Source organism: Zobellia roscoffensis (assembly GCF_015330165.1).
Classification (GTDB): Bacteria; Bacteroidota; Bacteroidia; order Flavobacteriales; family Flavobacteriaceae; genus Zobellia; species Zobellia roscoffensis.
The window spans coordinates 3,290,678-3,311,826 of sequence record NZ_JADDXT010000002.1; the positions used below are offsets into that span (position 1 = coordinate 3,290,678).

At 37.6% G+C, this 21,149-nt stretch carries 14 protein-coding genes; 9 read left to right on the forward strand and 5 right to left on the reverse strand.

Going from position 1 to position 21,149, the window contains the following annotated elements:
* Window positions 1–98: 98 nt before the first annotated feature.
* The 5 genes from IWC72_RS13485 to IWC72_RS13505 form a co-directional block, all read right to left on the reverse strand.
* The gene (locus IWC72_RS13485; protein ID WP_194530104.1) at window positions 99–1,805 is read right to left on the reverse strand and encodes a RagB/SusD family nutrient uptake outer membrane protein; all 1,707 of its coding nucleotides are present in this window, start codon (window positions 1,803–1,805) and stop codon (window positions 99–101) included.
* A 73-nt stretch (window positions 1,806–1,878) separates the two neighbouring features.
* Window positions 1,879–5,082, reverse strand: coding sequence for a SusC/RagA family TonB-linked outer membrane protein (locus IWC72_RS13490; RefSeq protein WP_194530105.1), 3,204 nt, complete (start codon window positions 5,080–5,082; stop codon window positions 1,879–1,881).
* Between the two features lie 550 nt (window positions 5,083–5,632).
* The gene (locus IWC72_RS13495) at window positions 5,633–6,031 is read right to left on the reverse strand and encodes a response regulator (RefSeq protein WP_194526688.1); all 399 of its coding nucleotides are present in this window, start codon (window positions 6,029–6,031) and stop codon (window positions 5,633–5,635) included.
* A gap of 4 nt (window positions 6,032–6,035) precedes the next feature.
* Window positions 6,036–8,687 carry a PAS domain S-box protein gene (locus tag IWC72_RS13500; RefSeq protein WP_194530106.1) on the reverse strand — a complete coding sequence of 884 codons (2,652 nt, stop codon included), beginning with the start codon at window positions 8,685–8,687 and terminating at the stop codon, window positions 6,036–6,038.
* Window positions 8,688–8,885: 198 nt separating this feature from the next.
* The gene (locus IWC72_RS13505; protein ID WP_194530107.1) at window positions 8,886–9,749 is read right to left on the reverse strand and encodes an AraC family transcriptional regulator; all 864 of its coding nucleotides are present in this window, start codon (window positions 9,747–9,749) and stop codon (window positions 8,886–8,888) included.
* Window positions 9,750–9,910: 161 nt separating this feature from the next.
* Between IWC72_RS13505 and IWC72_RS13510 the strand changes: the two genes are divergently transcribed.
* From IWC72_RS13510 to IWC72_RS13550, 9 genes are all read left to right on the forward strand, one after another.
* Entirely contained in the window at window positions 9,911–13,411 is a 3,501-nt protein-coding gene (locus IWC72_RS13510) for a PVC-type heme-binding CxxCH protein (RefSeq protein WP_226979567.1), read from the forward strand.
* Window positions 13,412–13,431: 20 nt separating this feature from the next.
* Window positions 13,432–14,289, forward strand: coding sequence for a sugar phosphate isomerase/epimerase family protein (locus IWC72_RS13515; RefSeq protein ID WP_194530109.1), 858 nt, complete (start codon window positions 13,432–13,434; stop codon window positions 14,287–14,289).
* Window positions 14,290–14,301: 12 nt separating this feature from the next.
* Window positions 14,302–15,432, forward strand: coding sequence for a Gfo/Idh/MocA family oxidoreductase (locus tag IWC72_RS13520; protein ID WP_194530110.1), 1,131 nt, complete (start codon window positions 14,302–14,304; stop codon window positions 15,430–15,432).
* A gap of 171 nt (window positions 15,433–15,603) precedes the next feature.
* Window positions 15,604–16,692 carry a sensor histidine kinase gene (locus IWC72_RS13525; RefSeq protein ID WP_194530111.1) on the forward strand — a complete coding sequence of 363 codons (1,089 nt, stop codon included), beginning with the start codon at window positions 15,604–15,606 and terminating at the stop codon, window positions 16,690–16,692.
* A gap of 2 nt (window positions 16,693–16,694) precedes the next feature.
* The gene (locus IWC72_RS13530) at window positions 16,695–18,017 is read left to right on the forward strand and encodes a sigma-54-dependent transcriptional regulator (RefSeq protein ID WP_194530112.1); all 1,323 of its coding nucleotides are present in this window, start codon (window positions 16,695–16,697) and stop codon (window positions 18,015–18,017) included.
* 193 nt (window positions 18,018–18,210) lie between these two features.
* Window positions 18,211–18,621 carry a GreA/GreB family elongation factor gene (locus tag IWC72_RS13535; protein WP_194526696.1) on the forward strand — a complete coding sequence of 137 codons (411 nt, stop codon included), beginning with the start codon at window positions 18,211–18,213 and terminating at the stop codon, window positions 18,619–18,621.
* Window positions 18,622–18,645: 24 nt separating this feature from the next.
* On the forward strand, window positions 18,646–19,011 hold the full coding sequence (locus IWC72_RS13540) for a hypothetical protein (protein ID WP_226979568.1): 366 nt from the start codon (window positions 18,646–18,648) through the stop codon (window positions 19,009–19,011).
* A 329-nt stretch (window positions 19,012–19,340) separates the two neighbouring features.
* On the forward strand, window positions 19,341–20,633 hold the full coding sequence (locus tag IWC72_RS13545) for a Glu/Leu/Phe/Val family dehydrogenase (RefSeq protein ID WP_194530113.1): 1,293 nt from the start codon (window positions 19,341–19,343) through the stop codon (window positions 20,631–20,633).
* An 11-nt stretch (window positions 20,634–20,644) separates the two neighbouring features.
* Complete coding sequence (locus IWC72_RS13550) at window positions 20,645–21,061, forward strand: GreA/GreB family elongation factor (protein ID WP_194530114.1); 417 nt, start codon at window positions 20,645–20,647, stop codon at window positions 21,059–21,061.
* The last annotated feature ends 88 nt before the right edge of the window (window positions 21,062–21,149 follow it).

Sequence of the window (21,149 nt, forward strand, 5' to 3'; positions counted from 1 at the left end):
ATAGGGAATAAAAAACCAGAGAGCCTAAAAGACCCTCTGGTTACAAACTAACTCAACAAACAACTCAGTATGTACTATTCATTATTTCACCAATGGCTTTAGTATCCCACATTCTGAACCATTGAAGGTGCTTTTTCAACTTCAGACTGTGGTATGGGTAGATAATATTGTCTTTCGAACCATGGTCTTTCAACTACAGTGTATTCTTCATTTGATAAAGTACCATCTGTGGCTTTTTTCCAAGAAAGACCTTTTACGTCAAAACCTAAATGGGCTTCGTTCATCCATCTTCTCTCGTCAAAGAAATTGTGTCCTTCAAAAGCCAACTCTACTCTTCTTTCTCTTTTAATAGCTTCAAGTAAATCTGTACCAGAGGCAGTAATTGCAGGTTGTAAACCTCTCGTAGCTACTTTACTTGCAAACTCACGTGCAGTTCCTTCTTGCCCCAGTTCATACTGAGCCTCTGCATAATTCAAATAAATCTCAGCTAAGCGATACAAAATAAACGGGCGGTTTGGAGAGACCTCCGTTAAGCCAACACTTTCATCTTGAAACTTTCTAATGTTATATCCTGTTTTTGAGGAATGCGCAGTATTTCCTAATCCTTCAGGTGAATCTAACCCGTGTGGTGTAGCTTCACTTGGGTTGTCAGCTAGGGCATAATCAACCTGTCTCCCCCTAAATTCAGAACCTTGGTAAAATAAATCGGCATAAAAACGCATTTCACGATTAGCATTTGGATTGGCGGGGTCATAACTACCATCTGAGGTACTGCTTCCATCAGCCATATTGAATAATAGCGCAAAATTGTGAGTAGGAGAGGATAAAGCCCAACTTCCAAAGCCACTTGGGGCTTGGGTCTGGTTCCATAAAGAATTTGCATCCGTACCAAAATCATAATACAATGCACTATAAGCTCTAGCAAATAAGATATCTTGATTAGGAGATAAAAATAAATCTTGATATTCCTTCACATCGGCAACAGCAATAAGGTCTCGTGCGCCAACTAAATCTATAATCTCTTTGGCGGCATCTGAAGCATCTTGCCATTTGCTAGCTTTCGTATAATCATACAAAGGTCCACTTGGCTCAGTTGCGGGATCATGCAATGTGCTGGCGGCATAGAGCAAAGTTCGCGATTTTACTGACAATGCTGCTAATTTTGTAGCACGTCCAAATTCATTGTCCGGACGGGTTTCGGGAAGAATAGCGGCAGCTTCATCTAGTTCTTTAACAACAAAATCTACACATTCTTCATAACTGTTTCTCACTAAAGCAAAATCAGCATCCAACCCTAAAGCATTTTCTAATATAGGTACGCCTCCATAATATTTAATTAGCTTACTGTAGATATTGGCACGAAGGAATTTCATTTCGGCCTTAAGAATAGCGACTTCGTCCGGAGCCGTTTTCATAGCTTCACTATCATCTATGCGATCTAAAAACTCGTTGGCAAGACGGATATAATCCCAATAGGTACTCCATTTTTCAGCTAGAACCCCAACATTACTTGGGGACCAACCTGCTCTTAATCTAAGTTGATCTAAATCATTAAAGTTGAACTTTGCTTCAAAAGAACCCACTTCAATATTAAATCTTCTGGACCACCATTGAGCTTTGTTCAAACCCCAACTTTCTGTACTGTTGTAAACCGGGTAAACCAATCTTTCTACCTGATCAGGTTCACTGTAAATAATGTCTTCAGTAAAAGCATCCGAAGCTTCTGTATCCAATACATCTTCACAACCTATTGTCGCAAAAAGGGCAATCAAGACCCCAAATTGCTTTATATTAATATATTTCATTTCAGTTTTTATTTTTTGTTATCGTTCATTTACGCCTAGAACTCAATAGAGCTTGGTTATACTTCATGACAGATTAGAAACTTAAGTTAAGCCCTAAAGTATAGGTCTGTAATGATGGGTAGGTACTCTCTCTAAAATCATAGTAGCCATTAGCCTCTGGATCTAAACCTAAATCAGCTACATCAGAGAACAAGGTCAACATGTTATAGCCTCTTACGAATATTTTTAGGTCACCAAACTTAATATCCTCCTTATGGAAGGTATAGCCCATTTCCAATTGCTTTAAGCGAACAAATGAAGCATCATGAAGCCATAGGTCCGCACCTTCAAAATTTGCGGAGTTACCACTTTGATTTGTGCTGAATTTATCTCCTGTTGCATATGCTCTTGGATATCTTGCGTTTTGATTTTGAGGTGTCCATCTTTGGTCAAAAAGAAAATCTGGACGTGCCCCTGGACGTTCAAAGAATATCAGCATTTCTGCTTCGGCTTGTCCTTGAAAAAGGAAGCTAAAGTCAAAATCTTTATAATTAAAACCGCCAAAGAAACCAAACTGAATTTCTGGCACATTGGATGAATAGGCTCTAACTCTATCATTCGCATTTATTTCACCATTACCATCCGTATCTAGATAAATAGGTTCCCCGGGAACGGTACCGTCTAGTTTTACTTCCGTTGCATCTACTTGCGCTTGGTCCTTAAAGATGCCGGCAGTAGGGTAAGTAATGTACGAGTCTAAAGAATGCCCTTCTCTTTTTCTCCATTCAGGAACATCTGCAGCTTCAGCTAAGAATACAACTTCGTTTTTAGCTTGAGTAAAATTAGCACCAAGATTGTAACCAAAGTTTTCACCAATTTTATCTCTCCATCCTAGTTCTACTTCCCATCCAAAGTTATCTACCTTTCCTATGTTTTCTGCGGGTAGGGTAATACCGGCGGCATCTGGGATGGCTGCGGCACGGGTAACCAAAATGTCTTCCCTGTTTTGATAGAAGTAGTTGATGTCACCAGACAGTTTATTGTCGAACAATGTAAAATTCAATCCAATATTTTTCATGTAGGCTGTTTCCCAGGTAATATTTTCATTGGGAACATTATCACTGGTATAGCCGTTATAACTTACGCCTGGAGTACCAAAAATGGAATAATTAGGTTGTGCATTATTGGTAGGACCACCGTAATTGTAACGCGTTAAATACTGGAAAGGAGCTATACGGTCATTACCCATTTTAGCCCATGAAGCTCTAATTTTTAAAGCATTAAGCCAGTCTATATTTTCTAAAAATGATTCTTGGTGAAGTGCCCATGATGCTGCTATGCCCGGGAATGTACCAAACCTTTTTCCGGGACCAAAGTTGCTGGAACCATCATGACGTACGGTAAGGTCCAAAAAGTATTTCTTCTTAAAGTCATATGAAAAAGAGCCAAAATAATTAACACGAGCCCATTCCTGTGATTCTCCGTAAGATTGTTGACCCTCATCGCTTCCCGCAAAAAGTTCACTGTGTTCCGAAGTTGGAAAACCTCTTCTTTCAGCCCAAAAAGAACGTTGATTGGAAGTAGCCTGCTCAACACCTACAAAACTGCTTATGGAATGATTGTCACCTAAAGTTTTTGAGTAGTGAAGTGTGGAATTTAAAAGCAATTCATCAAATTTCCAGAAACTCTCACGTAGTGTGCGTTGAGAACCTTGCCCTTGTGCAAAACCTTGAGATGGTGTATAGTCATTGGTGCTTTCTTGATACGTATAAACCGTCCAGGGAGTGTACCAAGCTTTTACATCATTATTCATTCTTCTAACACCGGCAAAACCTTTTAAACTTAATCCGGGTATGGTGTTATCTAGGTTCCAGTCATAAGAAAACCTACCGCGCAATTCGTTATCCGTTTGTTTTGAAAAACCAGACTGTTGGGAGGACATAACATAAGGGTTTGCCCCATTTTCGCCACCCCAACCAGGTAATCCGTTTGGATAAATACCTACTTCTGTGGGCTCGTTTGTGTTGATACGACTATAAATTTCGCCAACACTAGCTCCAGGTTCATTCCTATCTCCAAACCTACCGGAAAGGTCTACACCAATTTTAAAATTATTGGTAAGATTAATGTCAATATTAGAACGTACTTGCTTTTGTTTGAAATTTAAATCGCCAGATTTGTACATACCGGTTTGGCTAATAAAATCTCCGCTTACAAAATACTTCACGTTATCACTACCCCCAGAAATAGAAACGGAATTACGAGACTCAGGTGACGATTTGGCAAAAGTAAGATCGGCCCAATCCGTATCAGGAAAGTTTATTGGATCGTTTCCTGCTGCATATCCATTAATCTGTTCTTGAGTATACGGTAACGGTGTTCCGTTGCGTTCTGCAATTTCATTGTTATAAGTAGCATACTGCTCAGAAGACATTAAGGTTGGAGCGACTGAAAACCGGGATACATTATAAGAAGAACTCAATACAATTTTTGGCTTTCCGGACTTACCTCTTTTTGTGGTAATTAAAATAACTCCGTTAGCAGCTCTAGCTCCATAAATAGCAGCGGCACCATCCTTTAGTACGGTTAAGGACTCTATATCCTGTGGAGCCAGATGAGAAAATGTACTGGCTGTGATTCCATCAATCAATATTAAAGGCGAATTGTTACCTAAAGTAGATTTACCTCTAATAAGGAGAGTTAAATCATCATCATTTGTAGATCCAGGAACACCACCTCTATCTGATATAATTAGACCGGGAACTGTACCGGCAAGTGATTTTGCTAAATCTTTATTACCTGCTTTTTCAATTTGCTCAGAACTAACGGTACTTACAGACCCTGTAAGTTCCCCTTTTTTACGGGTAGTATACCCCAGAACAACTACTTCATCTAGTTTTGCTGCATCCTCTTCTAAGGTTACATTAATCTCCGTTTGACTCCCTACTTGAATTTCCTTTGATGAATATCCTATATAGGAGTAGACAAGTGTAGTTTGATTATCATCTACTTCAATACTATAATTACCATCAAAGTCTGTGGAAGTACCATTGGTAGTTCCTTTAACAAGAATAGTAACACCAGCAAGTGGTCCCATTGCGTCCGATACGGTACCTGTTACGGTGCGTTGAACGGGTTGGGTTTCAAGGTCATTTTTTAAAGACGATTCCTTATCTGTCGTAAATGCATGTGATTGAATTGGAGTCGCTACAGCTAAGATTATCACGAACTTTAGTACGAGTAATCTTTTGATGGAGCTGCCTGGGCAACCCGCATCAGTAAACCATTTAATTTTCATAAATTTGAATTAGTTAGAGTTAAACATGCCCCAGTGTCAATGGGGTATTACTTTACTTCATGCATTGCATGAATTTCTATAGGGGAGTGTTAGCGCACTCTCCTTTTTTGGTCGGTTATTTTTTGGTTTTTAAAGTATTAAATGAGTGAGTCATATTTGTTTATGGCGTATGCGATATTGATAAGATTTAATTTATTTCTACAAAAGAACCATAAAAACGAAGGGGTGTATTTGCGAAATTTAACTGGCTATTGCACTATTTTACCATTTTTAAGGTTTTCTTGTGAAAATTGCGCAATAATTAAGTGTATGCTAATTATAACTTAGCTTTAGTGTAGAAATTAAATAAATAAGCAAGAGAAAAGAGGAGAGGATAAGAGGTAGAATTTTCACTAGGCATTCTTATAAAATTATATTGATAAGAATAGATAGATGAAGCGGAATAGACGTTCGTTAGTTCTACGTTTACCACGACGGAGCTATTGGAAGTAACCAACAGCTGCTATTTGAGTTTAATAAGGGGTGGTTTTAAAATGTTAAAACCTGTAAATTAGAGATTTAGAAAAACAGATTCTATTTGTTCTGTTTTTATGGGCTTTACAAAGTAGTCTGCAATAAAGTGTGTTCGTTCAGCTCTTTCAATATCTACGGGGTCCAAAGAAGAGGATATCATATAAATACGTATTTTCTTATTTAATTGATTTTCAATTTTTGAGAACTCTTTTATAAATTGAAAGCCATCCATAATAGGCATATCAACATCTAGAAAGATAACATCAGGTAATTCAGAATCAATATTAAGATTCTTTAATATAAAGTCTAAGGCCATTTCACCATCCTCAAAAGCCAACGTTTTAACAGGTAAATGCATGGTTTCCATTTTTTTTACAACTGTATAACGATAGATGTAATCATCATCTATAATACATATTTTAGGAATGTTTTTCATTGGGTCAATTAAAATTTATTGTAAACGTAGTACCTACATTTACTTTACTGGTTGCGTAAATGGTTCCGTCCATAGCCTCTATTTGAGATTTGGTTAGAAACAAACCAACACCTTTGGCATCTGGATGTCTATGGAAAACTTTATTTAATCCAAACAATTTATGGCCGTGTTGCTCTAAATCTATGCCTAAACCATTGTCCTTAAATTCTAACATTATTTTACCATCTTGAATGATAGATTCTATTTCTATTACTGGTTTGCGATTTTTAGATTTGTATTTTATAGCATTACTAACCAGGTTTAAAAAAATGCTATCCAAATATATTTTGTGATACTCAATTTTTGAGCATTTAGAGAAATCAGCCTTAATGATAGCCCCTGTTTTCAATATTTCACCAGCTAAAACATCTTTGGTTTTACTCAATACTTTTTCAAATTGAATTTCTTTAATATCTTCCTCAGAATGTGGATTCTTTGTTTTTAACGCTTCAACTAATGTATTTAGTGTTAAGGTGAGATGATTTATTACGGTTTCAAATTTTTCGAACAAACTTGCCCGGAGCAACTCATCGTCTGTTGTTCTATAGATATCTAAGAGTGAGTTAAGATTACTTACCGGAGAACGCAAATTATGCGAAGTTATATGTGTAAAATCTGCAAGCTGCCTATTCTGGTTTGTTAGTTTGTGCGCTAGGGTTTCAAGATTTTCTTTTGCCTTTAAAATTTTTCTTTCTGCAGACCTTTGTTTTGTAATATCACGTATGGCAAGAGATATGATTAGTCCTTCTTCCCATTGCACAGGGGCCATACTTATTTGCACGGCTATTTTTTGACCATTTTTTCTAACAGCAAAAAGTTTATCTATGATACCAATTTGTCTTGTATGGTTAGAAAACTTGGCAGCTTTTATAGAAGGTAATATATTGGGGATAAGAGTTTCTACAGATTCCTTTATTACTTCATCAGGAGTGTATTTAAATAAGGTTTCTGTCTGTTTGTTTATAAGTTGAATAGTACCTTCTTCATTTATGATAACCATGGCGTCCGGAGCAGATTCTAAAAGACCTCTAAATTTCTTTTCGGCCATTTTAATATCTGTGACGTCTTGCGTGGTTCCAATTAGCTCTACAGGTTCGCCTTTGGTATTGGTAATAACAACGCCAGCTATATGAACAGAACGCACTTTTCCTGTAGTAGTGATTAAACGTACGGTACAGCTATCAAATTCCTTGTCACGCAATGCATCTGAAACGCGTTCCGAGATTAGTGGTTGATCTTCTGGGTGTACCATGTTGAAAAACGTGCTGAATAACGGATCTATATCTTCGTCCATTTCAGCAATAGTATACAGACTTTTGGACCACTTACAGGTGTTATCTGATAAACTCCACTGCCAATGCCCCATCATGGTCATTTGTTCAGCGAATGTCAGTAGTTGGTTTTTAGCCAGAAGTTCATTTTGATATTGCTTTATTTCAGAAATATCTGTTGATACAGCAATATAGCCAATGTTATTTCCTAACTTATTTTTAACGGCAGAGACCGTACCCATAACAGATAGTGTGGAGCCGTCTTTACGAACATAGGTCCATTCCCTGGTGTCATTAACATCTTCATTGGTTAAGTTTTTATAATGACTAAAATTCTCGGGATTTTTTCCGTATAAAAGGGCAAGATCTCTTCTAAATTTATTTACTTCATCTATAAGAAGAAACCCCATGGGGTTTTGTTTACCTTCCATTTCTGATGCGGAATACCCTAAAAGTATTTCTGCACCTTTGTTAAAATGATTTATGGTTCCAGTACTATCAGTAGAAAAAATGGCAGTAGATTCTGAGTTATATATGGCTCTTAATTGGGCGTGGGCTTGGTCTAGTTCAAATTTTGATGATTTAGCATCGCTAATATCCTGCATAATTCCAAATATGCGGCTACTATATCCATCGTCACTCATCTCAGGTTTTCCAATAACACGAACCCATCTATGATTTTGTTTTGCCGTAAAGAATTCAAGTTCAAGATCAAATGAAGTACCTTTTTCAATAGCGTCTTGTACGCAGCTCTGTAGTTTTTGTCGGCTATGTTTTTCCTCGTAAAAGTTGATGCCGTCCTCTAGGTTAGGCTTGTAGCTTTCCTCGACCTCATGAATTTTTCGCGTCATTTTGCTCCAAAAGACTTTGTTCGTAGCAAGGTTTACTTCCCAAGTGCCTATTTTGGCAATTTGTTTTGTTTTTGAAAAAATATCTTCAGTTCTAACCTTTTTTAATTCATCTTCCTTGTTAGGAGTAATGTCTACAGTATGAATGAAAAGGCCTCCAACTTTACCTTTGGAAATATACCAAGGATGAATATTAAAAGAAAGCCATTTTACGGTACCATCTTTAAATTTAAAAGGAATTTCATCAAATACATCAATAGCCTTATCAATACATTCTTTATGAAGCTGTTTTGAATCTTCGCCTATTTCTGGGAATATATCATAATGACAAATACCAACAAGTTCCATGCTCTGTAGGCCATAGTCTTCTACCCAACGGTTAGATGTAGCTAAATAACACATATCCCTATCGAACATAGCAATTGCGGAAGGGGCCTGTTCAATAAATATTTCGTGGTATGGTATTTTTGACTTCGATTTTTTAGAGATTCTTTCCAAAATCTATATAATTTATAGGAATAAACCTTCAATATAGTCATAATTTACCTATAAGTATAAGTGATTCTGTAATTTTTGAAGAGACAAATCTGCGTTATTTGTGAGGATAGCTTCATTAGGAAGTACAATTGTAGTAGTCATGGTAGTTTCATGATTTTTGCAAAGAGGTAACAGGGGTTACGGTATAGAATTGATATATTAATTCATCCTATACCTCTGTTTATAGGCACTTGGGGTAATGCTCGTAGCTATTTTAAATTGTCTATTAAAGTTTGATAATGTTCTAAACCCACTCTGGTAACAGGCCTGCGAAGGATTCATCTTTTTATCTATAAGTAATTTGCAGGCATGCCCTATTCTTATTTCACTTACAAATTCAGAAAATGTTTTATTTGCATGTGTTTTAAAATACCTACTGAACGAGGTAGGTGTCATATTGGTCAATTGCGCCATTTCAGATATGGGTAGTTTTCGTTTAAAATGCTTCATTACATGAGCGTATACCCGGTTCATACGTTCCGTATCTCCTTCTCGCAAAGTATTTGTATAGCCAGAACTTGCAAGTAGGTTAAGGTCTTCGGTCTTAGCTAGAATATTTAGAATTTGTAATAGGCCCAATACAGAATCGAACCCTTCTAAAGTGGGTAGATCGGCTATTTTTTTTCGAAGTGATTTTGCTGTTGCTCCCACTACTTTAAATCCGCGTAAGCTTTTTTTAAATAGTTGCCTTAATCTAATGTATTCTTCTTTGTGTAACAATGGCGCACTTATAAAATCATGATCAAAGTAAACTACAATGCCCTCCGCTTTTATTTTTTGGTCTGGTTGGTCCATGTCACTTTTCCATAAATGGGGCAGATTTGGTCCGGTGAAGGTGATATCTCCTTCTTGAAATTGTTCTACATGGTCACCAATAAACCGAGTCCCTTTTCCATTTAATACCATAAATAATTGGTATTCAGGGTGAAAATGCCAATTAGGGTCAAAAATGGGTTGTTTTAACTTTTGCACCACAAATGCGTGAGTCTTGGGGATAGGCGATTTTCTGAGGGCGGTTTTCATAAATGATTTTTTCAATATGTTTTGACAGAACGATACTAATTTATCTTTAAAAATACATATAATAATATATGATGATATAAAAGAGTCAAAACCTGATATTAGAAAGTCTATACCGTCTTTGAAATAGTTATAAAATTGGGGTGTATCAAGAATACATGATTATGGGAAATATAAAGAAGGTGTTTTTTAGCTTTTTGGTAATGGGTGTCTTATTCCTGTCCTGTAAAGGGGAAACAAGAGAAAACAAGGCTTTGGACAATCGTCCGCGGAGAATGGAACTATTGTTTTTGGGCCACGATTTAGAGCACCATAATTCTAGGGCCTATATGCCAATTTTGGCTTCAGCTTTAGCCAAGGAAGGAATAAATATTACTTATTCAGAGAGCCTATCGGATATAAATTCTGAAAACCTAGACCTATATGATGGGCTAATCATATATGCTAATCACGAAGAGATCAATAGTGAACAGGAAAAAGCATTGCTCAATTTTGTAGAACAAGGCAATGGGTTCATTCCCATTCATTCGGCCAGTTTTTGTTTTAAGAATTCAGAGAAATATATTGATTTGGTCGGAGCTCAATTCGCAACGCATGAAACTGGAACTTTCACGGCAGAAATAATCGATAGTACACATGCCGCTATGCGAAATGTCAAGGAATTCAAGACTTGGGACGAGACCTATGTACATGATAAGATAGCAGATGATATTACGGTACTGATGGAGCGTGTTGAAGGTAACTATCGTGAACCCTATACCTGGGTAAAAAAATACGGAAAGGGAAAAGTTTTCTACACCGCCCTAGGGCATGATGAGCGGACGTGGGAGAATCTGGAGTTTCTTAACTTGATTAAAGAGGGGATTCTCTGGTCGGTAAACGATAATGTAAAACAAAATTGGGAAGTTTTTGTTAAGGATATGCCTCAATTGAAATATGAAGAAAGGCCGAATATACCCAATTATGAGAAACGGAATCCTCCTTTAAAATATCAGTTGCCGTTAGCACCTGATGAGTCGGCAAAACTAATTCAAGTACCAGCCGGTTTTGAGTTGCAGTTATTTGCTGCTGAACCGGATATAATAAACCCTATTGCCGCAAATTGGGATGAAAAAGGTAGACTGTGGGTTATAGAAACCGTAGATTATCCAAATACGGTTCGTGATGACAAAGGGGTAGGTGACGATAAGATTAAAATATTAGAAGATACTAATGGTGATGGTCGTGCGGATAAGGTAACCGTTTTTGCTGATAAACTTAATATACCCACAAGTTTCGTATTCTATGATGGCGGAATTATAGTTGCCCAAGCGCCCCAATTCTTATTTTTGAAGGATACGGATGGTGATGATAAAGCTGATATTAAAGAGACCCTTATAGATGGGTGGGGAGTTTTTGATACTCATGCAGGACCTTCTAACCTTCAGAACGGAATTGATAATACTATTTATGGGGTAGTTGGTTATTCCGGGTTTTCGGGACGTATTTTTGGTAAAGATGAGCAGTTTTCTCAAGGAATGTATCATTTTGACCCCAAAAAGAAAACCTTCGATTTCTTAACGAGAACCAGTAATAATACATGGGGATTGGGCATAACCGAAGATAATTCACTTTTTGCCTCTACAGCAAATAATACACACAGTGTTTATTTAGGTATTCCGGACAAAAATTTAAAGGGCGTAGAGGGTATACCTATAAATGGAAGTTTAAAAATAGACGGGCATTATGATATGCAACCGATAACAGGAAATATTAGGCAAGTAGATGTTTTTGGTGGATTCACTGCTGCTGCAGGTCACCACTTTTACACCGCTAGAGAGTTTCCTAGTGCTTATTTTAATAAAGTTGCTTTTGTTTGTGAACCCACTGGAGGTATTGTTCATATGGCAAAAATTAATGAAACAGGAGCAGGGTATAAAGAAACGGATGGAGGTAATCTTTTTGCTAGTTCGGATGAGTGGGTATCACCAGTTGAAGCTAAAGTAGGTCCGGACGGTGCCGTATGGGTGTTGGATTGGTATAATTTTATCATTCAACATAATCCTACGCCAAACGTAGACCGAGGTGGCTATAATGCAGTTAACGGAAAGGGAAATGCGTATGAAAATCCTCTTAGGGATAAATCTAGAGGACGTATTTATAGAGTTGTTTCCAAGGCCAGCAAATCAAATGAAAGGATAGTTTTACATAAAGAAAAACCTGAGGAATTGATAAATACACTTTCTCATAGTAATTTGTTCTGGCGTATGACCGCCCAACGCTTGTTGGTTGAAAGTGGCGATGCAACTGTATTGAAAAAGTTAGCCAAATTAATTTCTAATACCGAAGTTGATGAAATGGGTATGAATCCGTCCGTGCTACACACTTTATGGACTTTAGAAGGGTTGGGAGCTATTGAAACAGACCCTGAAATATATGAGGTGGTAACCAATTCATTGTATCACCCTTCTGCAGCGGTGCGCAAAGCAGCTATACAAATATTACCGAAAACGGATAAAACCGATGAGGCCATATTAAACGGAAAACTGTTATTCGATAAAGACCCAAAAGTTCGTTTGGCTGCCTTGCTTTATTTTACGGAGCGCCCCCCTTCATTACAGGTGGGGAACCTACTTTACGAAATGAGTACTGAAAAGGAAATTGTGGAAGACCCATGGCTGTCCCAGGCTGTGTATGCTGCAGTTAGTTCGCATAGAAAGGGGTTTATGCAGCATATTAAAGTTGATACTAGTATTACAACCGAAAAAGACGAAAGTGGAGACAGGCATAAAATGAACCATGAAGATAGTCATTGGAAAACAATGAAATTACCTCAATATATAGAAGATGCCGGGCTGGATATGGACGGAATCATTTGGTTCCGCAAATCGGTTGCCATTTCAGAAGAGCTTTTAAATCGTAAAGCAACCATTTCCATGGGGCCGATTGATGACTCTGATGTTGTCTATATAAACGGCGTTAAGATTGGAGGGACCGAGCAGAGCTATGCGGATGAACGTGTATATAATATAGCTTCAGGGATTTTAAAGAAAGGAGAAAACCACATTGCCATTCGTGTAGAGGACACTGGTGGAGGTGGTGGAATATATGGTAAGGAAAATCTAATGTTTTTAGCCTTAGGAAACGAGAAAATAGCATTGGCCGGAGATTGGAAATATGAAGTGGAAAAAAACCTTTTACAGAAGACAGATGACCTTTTTTCTAAATCCAGCATTGCCGAAGTTTTTGCCAAAGCCCATATGCATAAAATTGATGATGAAGAAAAAAACGATGATGTTGATGAGCGACTTGTAATTAGAATGCGTACGGTTAAGAACGAAATGAAATACGATCTCTCAGAATTTGTTGTGCCAGCGGGCGAACCTGTAGAATTAATTCTGGAGAATGTAGACTTTATGCAGCACAATTTGGTCATTGTAAAACAAGGAACGATGGATAAGGTAGGTGAGGCTTCAGATAAACTGGCAGCGGACCCTAATGGAGCTAAACAAAATTATGTTCCTGAAATGGATGAGGTTCTTTTTGCCACAGCATTGGTTGATCCAGAGCAAACGGTAACCTTAAAATTTACAGCACCCATTGAGCCAGGGGAATATCCGTTTATTTGTACGTTTCCGGGGCACTGGCGCATAATGAAAGGTGTAATGAAGGTTGTAGCTAATTAATTATCTCTAACAACGGATAAATGAGTAATACTATATCTTTTGGGGTAAGTACTTGGTTATGGCAATCACCCTTTACCTCAGATTCTATTTCCCTGTTTCCAAAGATAAAAGAAATGGGTTTTGATACGGTCGAAATACCAGTGGAAGACCCTGCAAGGATAGATGGTAAGCTAGTTAAAAAAGCTTTGGACGATAATGGCCTTTGTGCTACTGTCTGCGGTGCGTTCGGTCCAACAAAAGATTTTACTGCAGACGATGCCGCTTTGCATAGCAACAGTTTCAATTATATAGCCAATTGTTTTGAGCTGTGTGCAGTTTTAGGAACCAATTTTTTTGCAGGGCCAATGTATTCGGCGGTGGGGAAAGCACGCATGGTTTCTGAAGAACAGCGCAAAATAGAATGGAACCGTGCAGTAAACAATTTAGGTAAGGTGTGTAAAATGGCGGAGGATTATGGTCTATCCATTGCTTTGGAGCCCTTAAATCGTTTTGAGTCGGATTTGGTCAATACGGCAAAAGATGTAATGCGGTTGGTCAATGATATTAATCAATCAAATGCAAAGGTTTTACTTGATGGGTTTCACATGACTATTGAGGAGAAGAATATTAGGGAAGCCATTAACTTAGTAGGAGATAAATTAATTCACGTACAGGTATCGGAAAATCATCGGGGCATTCCCGGAACGGGGCTTACAGCGTGGGGCGATTTTAAGAAGGGCCTTGATGACATAAATTATAAAGGGGCACTGGTGATTGAAAGCTTTACGCCGGAAATTAAGGAACTGGCAGGTGCCGTTTGTATCTGGAAAAATTTGGCAGATAGCCAAGACCAGTTTGCTGTTAAAGGCATCGATTTTTTGAAGAAAACATTCGCATAATAAAAGAGAACTATGAGTAGAGAAAAATTAAATATAGCCATTGTCGGGCTTGGTTTTGGAGCTGAGTTCATTCCTATTTATAAAAAGCATCCGTATGCAAATTTGGTAGCGGTATGTCAGCGTAACGAAGAAAAGTTAATTCAGCTTGCAGATACTTTTGGAATTGAAAAACGCTTTACTTCGTATGAAGAACTACTGAAGGACCCGGATATAGATGCGGTTCATATCAACACACCCATACCTGATCACGGCAGGCAATCTATTCAGGCTTTAAAAGCGGGTAAACATGTGGCATGTACTGTACCTATGGCTACAACTTTAGAGGAGTGTGAGCAAATAGTTCGTTTAACGGAAGAAAGCGGTCTAACCTATATGATGATGGAAACCGTGGTATATGCCAGGGAGTTTTTATTCATGAAAGAGTTATATGAAAGTGGTGAACTAGGTAAAATTCAATTTCTAAAAGCTAGTCACCAGCAAGATATGGATGGTTGGCCCAACTACTGGCCGGGGCTTCCGCCTATGCACTACGCTACTCACTGCGTTGGTCCGGTTTTAGCCTTAAATAGGGCCGAGGCAGAATATGTGTCCTGTTTTGGTTCTGGTACTATTCGTGAGGATTTGATACCCCATTACAGCTCACCTTTTGCCGTGGAAACCACTCATATCAAATTTAGAAACTCGGATTTGAGTGCTCAGGTATACCGTTCACTTTTTGATGTAGCACGTCAGTACAGGGAAAGTTTTGAAGTGTACGGTTCTAAAAAATCCGTAGAATGGCCACTTATTGAAGGTGAACCCCTAGTAGTGCACACCGCAAAAAAACCGGAACCGGAAATTCCTGAGGAGATAGAAAGTCCTGATTTCGCAAAATTGTTACCAAAAGAAATTCAGCATTTCACCACCCAAGGGGTTTATGATTCCGAAGAACATCAACACCTTAGTTTTACACAGGGAGCGGGCCATGGAGGCTCACATCCACATTTGGTGCATGAATTTGTAAATGCCCTAATAGAGAAAAAAGCACCCTACCCAAATGCAAGGCAATCGGCAAATATTACTTGTGTTGGTATTTTGGCACATGAATCGGCATTAAAAGGAGGTGAGCTTATAAAACTACCGGATTTCACTCTTGAAAATTAAATAGTATATAAGTACCAATAAAATTAGAAGTTGAGGTTGATAACATTTTTAAATCTCAACTTTTTCTGTTTTATGTTCTCGGAGTTCTAGCGTGTAAACTGTAAGAATCTCAAATAATTTGTTTGAAGTCCACTTTAAATATGATCTTTGTAATAAGAACTATTTTTGTGTATGACTACTGTTAAAGACAAATTAAAAGAGCGTATAAAGGAGTTGACCTGTCTGTATGAGGTAACTTCCATAATTGCAAATTCCGACTTTGATCAACTGGAAAATTCCTTAGAGGCCATTGTATATTGTCTTAAAAATGCGTGGCAGTTTGATCAAGTTACCCAAGTACATTTAAGTTTGGACAAATTTACTATTGAAACAGAAGGTTTTAGTGATACTATGACTTTAATGCATTCCGATATTAAAGTTTTTAATCAGGTAAGTGGTACTATTAAAGTAGGATATCCAGAGGACAGATATTTTTATGCAGATTTTTTAGAAGAGGAAAAAGACCTTCTAAATAATGTTACCATAGCTATTGGTAACCTGTTGGAAAGGAAACAAATACGGGAGAGTGAAGCCAAAGTAAAGCGTCAAATGGAACGTACGGACAGGCTTCATATTTTAGGTGAAATTACAGCGGGCATCGCACACGAGCTCAACACACCATTAGCTAATATTTTAGGTTTTACGGAACTACTAAAAGAAAGAGTAGATGATTCAGGTGCCATACGTGACCTTGATAAAATTGTTGAGAATGCCATATTTAGCCGTGAGATAGTAAAAAAGCTAATGTTCTTTGCATGCGAGATGCCACAGGAAATGCAACCGGTAGAGCTTAACCCTATTATAGAAAGTACATTAAAACTATTGACACCTTCATTACGTGCCAAAAATATAAAGCTTACCAAAAAGTTTGAATCAGATGATATTTGGTTGCGGGCAGATAAAGTTCAGTTTACACAAGTACTTTTTAATTTGGTTATGAATGCCATTTATTATTCTCCGGTTAAAGGAACCGTTGGAGTATCTATCATAGAAAAAGGTAAGAAAATTCAAATTTGTATTTCTGATGAAGGTGATGGGATAGACCCAAAGATTGAGGATAAGATTTTTGAACCGTTTTTTACTACCAAACCTTTGGGAGAAGGTTCTGGACTAGGTCTAAGTGTTGTTCACGGTATAATTAGTAGTCATAAAGGCACGATTCAACATAAACCCAACAAACCAAAAGGAACGGTTTTCGTTCTAGATTTTCCTAAATTGTAAGTATGCTTAAAAGAGAGAATATTTTACTGGTAGATGATGATATTAATATTTTGGAGCTTTTACAGCGTCATCTTCAATCAATGAATTACCATACGTACAAGGCTGTTTCGGTAAAAGAAGCGTTGTATATATTGAAAGATACTTTTATTGATTTGTTGATAACGGACATTCAAATGCCCGAGGTAGATGGCTTACAGTTGTTAAAATTCTCGGATGAGCATTATCCTGAAATCCCAAAACTGGTTATTACCGGTTACCCATCTGTTGATGGGGCCTTAGAAGTAATTAAATCTGGCGCAATAGACTATTTAACCAAACCTTTTACAAAAGAAGAACTTAGACTGGCGGTTGAAAAAGCTTTTGCGCATGGCGAGAGCCGCAAAAACATACGGCCTAAAAAGACTAATGGGAATAGGACACTTCATAGTGAAATGATAGGGGAGTCCGCAGCTTTTCAAGAGATAACGGATGTAATAGATAGAGTAAAGGATAATAAGGCCACCGTATTGATACAAGGTGAAAGCGGAACAGGAAAGGAACTTGTGGCGCGTGCCATACATTATTCAGGAAAGTTTTCTCGAGCACCTTTTATAGCGGTTAATTGCGGGGCAATTCCTGAAAATTTGCTCGAATCTGAATTGTTTGGTTATGTAAAAGGGGCATTTACGGGAGCAAACGATAACCGAACCGGTTTTTTTCAAGCCGCTCAAGGCGGTACCCTTTTCTTAGATGAAATAGGAACAGCACCCTTAACCGTACAGACCAAATTATTACGGGCCTTACAGGAAAAGGAAATTACAAAGGTTGGCGCCAGAAAAAGTGAAAAAGTAGATATACGAATTATAGCAGCTACAAATGCAGATTTACAGAATGATATTCAGGAGAAAAGATTTAGAGAAGACCTCTATTATAGACTTACGGTAGTAGAAATAGACGTGCCTCCTCTGCGAAAACGTAAAACAGATATTCCACTATTAGTAGATAAGTTTTTGTTGAAATATGGAGTAGAGTATAAAGACAGGTTGTTAAAGATTTCCCCAGATGCTATAGAGGTACTAAAAAGATATAACTGGCCAGGTAATATTAGGGAATTGGAAAATGTGGTGCAACGAGCCGTAATTATGTGTGATGGCACCATAGGAGTTAAAGATTTCCCCGAAGCCTTAAAATTCCAAATAGATTTCCCAGAGGGAGATTATAAGCCATTACGGGAAATGGAAAAGGAATATGTACAGCGCGTGCTTCTTCACACGCAAGGGAACAAAACAAAAGCGGCAGAAATTCTTCAAATAGACCGTAAAACCTTACGCGAAAAATTAAAATAATTAAATGGGGGTAATTTACTCAAACGGGTAAATTTTCCTCAGTTCATTTCTTTCCAATTAAATTAAATTTATTTTTTATATCTGATAATCAGTTTGTTGTGGTTGTTTGATATTTTTTTTCTTCCAGTAGGCATACGTTTTGCTCTTTGATGAAGTCATCCGTAATAGGTGGCTTAATTGAAAAGTGAATGAGATGAAGTATGGGAGTCTAGTTATAGAAAAGAATGATTATACGGTATTAAAAAAGTACCTAAATTCTAATTTGTACCTAGTAGACTATACACATCAAGATGCGCTTGAAATGTTAGATAAAAATTTGGAAACGGCATTGGTCTTAAGTTCAGAAGATATGCCAAATGATATTGTCAGAATTAACTCTACAGTAACGGTTTCTAGCATATCTAATGTTGATTATACTTTTCAATTGGTTTCGTTACAGGATGAAGATTCTCCGAATCAAAAAATATCGGTTACTAGCACCATGGGTGCATCTGTAATAGGCCGCTCAGAAGATGACGTCATAAATTATGGGCCTCCTGCAGATAGTATTTCTTTAAGAATAAGAAAGGTAGGCGGTGTAGAAGCAGATAGAGTAGAAGTGTAATATGTTTAATTTAAAATAGAATAGATGATGAAGAAATTTGTATTAGCCTTAATGCTTTCAGGGAGTTTTTTATATGCTCAGGATGAAACTAAGATCAACGCGAATAACGTAGAAGTAGGAGATGTCCTGGAGATAGGTGCACCCGTAACTATGAATTATAAACATATAAAATTCCCAAGAGCCAATTTTATTATAAAAAGAGGGGGTTTGGCAAATTACAAAGCTTTGCAAGGTAATAATGTAGTTGTAACCTCTGTAGAAAACAAGAAAAACGGTTCCACCGAGATAAAAATAAAGCGTAAGGATGGGAGTCGGTTTTTTCGAACCCACACCGTTGTTGCCGCAGATATAAGCAATGCACTGGCTTCAGGTGAGTTGCTAATGAATTAGTTTGATAGTTGGTTATTTATATCTACCCGATTGTCCGCACCTGAGTTTTTTTGTTGAATTCTCAGGAATATCGGGTAGATTTTATACATAAAATTTTCAATCAAATTGTAAAATGAATGGGTTTAACAGAAGTATTTGCAGTACATGTAGGTACGTTGCGCATTGTGTAATTACAACAAATAAAAACACTATTAGCTCATGTAGTGAGTATGTTCATCTTTTTGATGATCGGCGAATGGCGAATGCATTTTTGGCACAAAAAAAACAAGTATCAAAATGCATAATTAAAAAACGAAAGACCACAAAGGTCTTATTTTAAGTGTAAATCTATGATTGTAAAAACTCCTGAGCAGAAAAAAGCTGTAAAGCAAGGTATGCTCTCAAACGTCATGCGACAATTTGATAATGCCGCGGACATCATTGGTTTAAACTCTAATATCAGAAAGATACTAGAAGTTACCAATAATGAATTGGTTGTTCATTTTCCTGTGAGAATGGATGATGGTGAGGTTGAAATATTTACGGGCTATAGAGTACAGCACAACAATTCACTTGGGCCATACAAAGGTGGTTTACGCTATCATCCAACAGTAGATATAGATGCTGCAAGAGCTTTGGCCATGTGGATGACTTGGAAAACTTCTCTGGCAGGTTTGCCTTATGGAGGTGCTAAAGGTGGAATACAACTTGATCCCACCAAATACTCCGATGAGGAACTGCAACGTATTACCAGAAGGTTCACCTATGCCTTGGGCGATAATATTGGTCCTGAGTTAGATATTCCCGCTCCAGATGTAAATACCAATCCGCAGACCATGGCATGGATTTTAGATACGTATATGTCTACCAAATCTCCTGCAGAAAGGTCTACCAATATGCACGTAGTAACAGGTAAGCCAATTGGCGCTGGCGGTTCTCAAGGTCGCGACAGGGCAACTGGTTATGGTGTTTTTTTAAATATTAAATTTTGGGCAGAACACAAGAATATAAACTTAAAAGATAAACGCTTCATTGTTCAAGGTTTTGGTAATGTGGGGTTTTGGGCTGCTTATTTTCTAGAGAAAGAAGGCGCATCAATGGTTGCTGTTCAAGATGCTTATGGTAGTATCATAAATGAAGAAGGTATTTCTGTAGATGATTTACTCGCTTATACTAAAGCAAATAAGGGCAGTATCATGGGCTTTGCCGGAGCAGAAACGTTAGACAGTTCTGGTTTTTTTGGATTGGATTGTGATATATGTATTCCAGCTGCTTTGGGTAATGTAATTACGGCAGCTAATGCTTCCAAGATAAAAGCATATTTAATTGCAGAAGGTGCAAATGGACCAACAGATGTTGAAGCAGAAGCAATTTTGTTAAAAAGAGGAGTTACTATTTTACCGGATATTCTGTGCAATTCCGGAGGGGTAATAGGAAGTTATTTTGAATGGCTTCAGAACCGTAATGGTGAAATTTGGCAGCTAGACGAAGTTTTAGAAAAGTTGGAGAAAAAGCTTAGAGAATCTTTCACTAAGGTAATGGAGACTTCTGTTAAACGAGAGATTGATATGAGAACTGCTGCGTTTATAATAGCTATTGAAAGACTTGAAGAAACGTATGTACAAAGAGGAATTTTTCCATAAATACAAGTAAAATGAAATACGGTGGCTTGGTTATAGAAAAGAAAGAATATGTTTTGTTGAAAAGGTTCATGAATCTTTCGGGCTATTACAAGGATAAAACTTTGCGTAAATCAGTAGAGAAGTTGGTGGGTGAGTTAGAATCGGCTCAAATACATGACGAGGCAGATATGCCCGAAGATGTAATTCGGTTTAATTCTACCATTAGCATTACTTCAGAAAATGGATGGAAAAAGAAGTTCAAATTAGTGCTTCCCACTGAGAGTGATGTTAATAGTAGTAAAATATCCATCTTAACGCCAATGGGGGCAGCTGTTATTGGTTATGCGAAAGGCGATACTTTAATTTGGGATTTTCCTGCTGGTGAGCAATGTATGCTCATAGAACTTGTAGAACAAGAACATAAATACATAGATATAGATAGCATATAGTTTTGAAGATAGCTAATTCCGAGCTCTCTTATTGGCACTGTAGATTCATGGCAATTTTTTTACACTTTAGAAGTCCAATAAGGGAGCG

Excerpts from the sequence above, each read along its gene's own strand:
- IWC72_RS13485 (WP_194530104.1), bottom strand. The coding sequence starts at position 1,805 with ATGAAATATATTAATATAAAGCAATTTGGGGTCTTGATTGCCCTTTTT.
- IWC72_RS13490 (WP_194530105.1), bottom strand. The coding sequence starts at position 5,082 with ATGAAAATTAAATGGTTTACTGATGCGGGTTGCCCAGGCAGCTCCATC.
- IWC72_RS13495 (WP_194526688.1), bottom strand. The coding sequence starts at position 6,031 with ATGAAAAACATTCCTAAAATATGTATTATAGATGATGATTACATCTAT.
- IWC72_RS13505 (WP_194530107.1), bottom strand. The coding sequence starts at position 9,749 with ATGAAAACCGCCCTCAGAAAATCGCCTATCCCCAAGACTCACGCATTT.
- IWC72_RS13510 (WP_226979567.1), top strand. The coding sequence starts at position 9,911 with ATGGGAAATATAAAGAAGGTGTTTTTTAGCTTTTTGGTAATGGGTGTC.
- IWC72_RS13515 (WP_194530109.1), top strand. The coding sequence starts at position 13,432 with ATGAGTAATACTATATCTTTTGGGGTAAGTACTTGGTTATGGCAATCA.
- IWC72_RS13520 (WP_194530110.1), top strand. The coding sequence starts at position 14,302 with ATGAGTAGAGAAAAATTAAATATAGCCATTGTCGGGCTTGGTTTTGGA.
- IWC72_RS13525 (WP_194530111.1), top strand. The coding sequence starts at position 15,604 with ATGACTACTGTTAAAGACAAATTAAAAGAGCGTATAAAGGAGTTGACC.
- IWC72_RS13530 (WP_194530112.1), top strand. The coding sequence starts at position 16,695 with ATGCTTAAAAGAGAGAATATTTTACTGGTAGATGATGATATTAATATT.
- IWC72_RS13535 (WP_194526696.1), top strand. The coding sequence starts at position 18,211 with ATGAAGTATGGGAGTCTAGTTATAGAAAAGAATGATTATACGGTATTA.
- IWC72_RS13540 (WP_226979568.1), top strand. The coding sequence starts at position 18,646 with ATGATGAAGAAATTTGTATTAGCCTTAATGCTTTCAGGGAGTTTTTTA.
- IWC72_RS13545 (WP_194530113.1), top strand. The coding sequence starts at position 19,341 with ATGATTGTAAAAACTCCTGAGCAGAAAAAAGCTGTAAAGCAAGGTATG.
- IWC72_RS13550 (WP_194530114.1), top strand. The coding sequence starts at position 20,645 with ATGAAATACGGTGGCTTGGTTATAGAAAAGAAAGAATATGTTTTGTTG.